General features: G+C 57.8%; 3 protein-coding genes. All 3 read right to left on the bottom strand.

Going from position 1 to position 2,439, the window contains the following annotated elements:
* Positions 1-37: 37 nt before the first annotated feature.
* Genes tnpC through tnpA form a run of 3 tightly spaced genes read right to left on the bottom strand, consistent with a single transcriptional unit; the run spans position 38 to position 2,347 of the window.
* Complete coding sequence (gene tnpC, locus AS136_RS25880; protein WP_004181747.1) at positions 38-1,576, bottom strand: IS66 family transposase; 1,539 nt, start codon at positions 1,574-1,576, stop codon at positions 38-40.
* A 49-nt stretch (positions 1,577-1,625) separates the two neighbouring features.
* Entirely contained in the window at positions 1,626-1,973 is a 348-nt protein-coding gene (gene tnpB, locus AS136_RS25875) for an IS66 family insertion sequence element accessory protein TnpB (RefSeq protein ID WP_004114612.1), read from the bottom strand.
* Positions 1,970-2,347, bottom strand: a complete 378-nt coding sequence (gene tnpA, locus AS136_RS25870; protein WP_004118218.1) for an IS66-like element accessory protein TnpA — start codon at positions 2,345-2,347, stop codon at positions 1,970-1,972. The genes tnpB and tnpA overlap by 4 nt, the downstream gene beginning before the upstream one ends.
* Between the last annotated feature and the right edge of the window lie 92 nt (positions 2,348-2,439).

The raw sequence follows: 2,439 nt of genomic DNA, 5'->3' as shown, positions 1-2,439 counted from the left end.
GTAAGCGTACAGCGAGAACCGTATTGACGGGGATGTGTTATTCAGTTGGCAGTGTGATGCGCCAGGGTAGCAGCTCGCTGACCCGGTTGACCGGCCAGTCAGCTATGACGTCAAGGACATGGCGAAGGTAGCTTTCTGGATCCACGCCGTTCAGTTTGCACGTCCCGATCAGACTGTACAGCAACGCTCCCCGCTCACCACCGTGGTCTGAGCCGAAGAACAACCAGTTTTTACGACCCAGACTGACCATCCGCAGCGCATTTTCAGCGATGTTATTATCGGCTTCGGCCCAGCCGTTTTCTGCATAGTACGTCAGGGCCGGCCACTGGTTCAGGGTGTACGTGAACGCCTTTGCCAGCTCCGAGTGTCGCGACAGAGTTTTCATTTTTTCACGCAACCAGCTTTCCAGGGTACTAAGCAGCGGTTTCGTTTTCCGCTGACGTTCAGCAAGCCGTTGTTCCGCCAGCATTCCTCTTATTTCCGCCTCCACGGCATACAGTTCGCCGATACACTTCAGGGCTTCCTCCGTCAGGGCTGACGGCGTGCGAACGTGCACATCGTGGATTTTACGGCGGGCGTGAGCCCAGCAGGCGGCTTCCGTTATCCGGCCATCGCGGTACAGCTCGTTGAACCCGGCGTACGCATCCGCCTGTAGCACACCGCTGAACCCCGCAAGATGGGTCTGCGGATGGATGCCTTTTCTGTCGGGGCTGTAGGCGAACCACACCGCCGGTGCCAGCGCTGACCCGGCGTTGCGGTCATCACGAACATACGTCCACAACCGCCCGGTCTTCGTCTTCTTATTGCCCGGCAACAGCACCTGGACCGGGGTATCATCGGCATGGAGTTTACCGTCAGTCAGGACATAGTCCTGAAGCGCCTCCTCCAGCGGGGACAGCAGCCGGCAGCATGCATCCACCCAGCCCGACAGCAGTGAACGGCTCAGTTCCACGCCCTGGCGACCGTATATTTCAGACTGACGATACAGCGGTGTGTGCTCTGCATACTTTGAGGTCAGCACGCGGGCCATCAGCCCCGGTCCGGCGATACCCCGCTCAATGGGGCGCGAAGGCGCGGGGGCCTGCACGATGGCATCACATTTTGTGCAGGCATGTTTTTCCCGTACAGTCCGGATCACCCGGAAGGCGCTGCGCATCAGCTCCAGCTGTTCAGCGGCATCCTCACCCAGGTAACTCAGCGCACCACCACACTCCGGGCAGCAGGAACCCGCTGGCCGCAGGCGTTTTTCATCGCGGGGGAGTGATTCGGGGAACGGTTTGCGGGTGCGGGTCTGACGCAGAGTGCGCTGTACTGCCGGGTCATCCACCCGACCGGTCAGCGTATCGCTCTCTTTCTGAAGCCGGTTCAGATCGGCTTCCATTTGTGCGATACGGCGGGAGACTTTTTCAGAACGGCTGCCGAAGTTCATCCGGCGAAGTTTATCCAGCTGCGCCTGCAGATGGTCTATTTCGCGCTCCCGGTCTGCCAGCTTTTCCAGCAGGGCACGGTTCAGCGCTTCCTGTTCGGCAAGGCGCTGTTTCAGCAGAAGGATGTCGTCAGAAGAGATGTCATTCATAAGCCAGCATTTTACCAGGCTTATTCTGCGACAACCAGGATAAAGAAGCCTACAGCATGGTCAGGGAGGTCAGCAACCGCTTCGGCTGTCGCCAGTCGATGCCTTCCAGCAGCATTGCCAGCTGCGCCGGGGTCAGGAACACTTTGCCATCGCGAGCTGACGGCCAGGCGAAGCGCCCGCGCTCCAGCCGTTTGGTCAGCAGGCACAGCCCGTCGCCGGTGGACCACAGAAGTTTAACCTGACTGCCGCTGCGGCCCCGGAAGATGAAGACATGGCCGGACATTGGTTCGTCTTTCAGCGCCGTCTGCACTTTTGCAGCCAGCCCGTTGAAGCCGTTTCTCATATCGGTAATACCGGCAACCAGCCAGATTTTGGTGCCTGTTGGTAGCGGGATCATCGCTTCAGTTCCTGTATCAGCAGAGTCAGAAGCTTTTCGCTGACAGTGCCGTTGAGGCGGAGTGTCCCGTGCCGGAACGTTACCTCACAGCTGATGCTGAGCTCTGAGTCCTCAGCGGGCGGTTCTGGTTGTACGGCGGTGGCATCGAGAGTCACAGGAAGTAACTGAGGACTCTCAGAGGAAGGTAATAGCAGCTTTCCCTCGCGCCACTGCTGGCGCCATTTAAAGAGCAGATTGGCATTAATGCCATTTTCAAGCGCCAGTTTTGAGATGGATATCCCGGGTTCGCAGGAGGCAGCAACGAGTTGCTGTTTAAACTCAGGAGAATAATTAGGGCAGCCTTTACGCCTGCCGGGAGTCATATTTTTCTGCATATCTGACACTTTGGTTCCCACTACTTATTTGGTGGACACCACTTTGTCGGATGCTTCAGATTATGACCAGACGGTTCATGCTGTACGCTTAC

The sequence above is a fragment of the Klebsiella sp. D5A genome, from assembly GCF_001620885.1.
GTDB lineage: Bacteria > Pseudomonadota > Gammaproteobacteria > Enterobacterales > Enterobacteriaceae > Klebsiella > Klebsiella variicola.
This window is presented reverse-complemented; position numbering and strand designations above follow the sequence as displayed.

Excerpts from the sequence above, each read along its gene's own strand:
- tnpC (WP_004181747.1), bottom strand. The coding sequence starts at position 1,576 with ATGAATGACATCTCTTCTGACGACATCCTTCTGCTGAAACAGCGCCTT.
- tnpB (WP_004114612.1), bottom strand. The coding sequence starts at position 1,973 with ATGATCCCGCTACCAACAGGCACCAAAATCTGGCTGGTTGCCGGTATT.
- tnpA (WP_004118218.1), bottom strand. The coding sequence starts at position 2,347 with ATGCAGAAAAATATGACTCCCGGCAGGCGTAAAGGCTGCCCTAATTAT.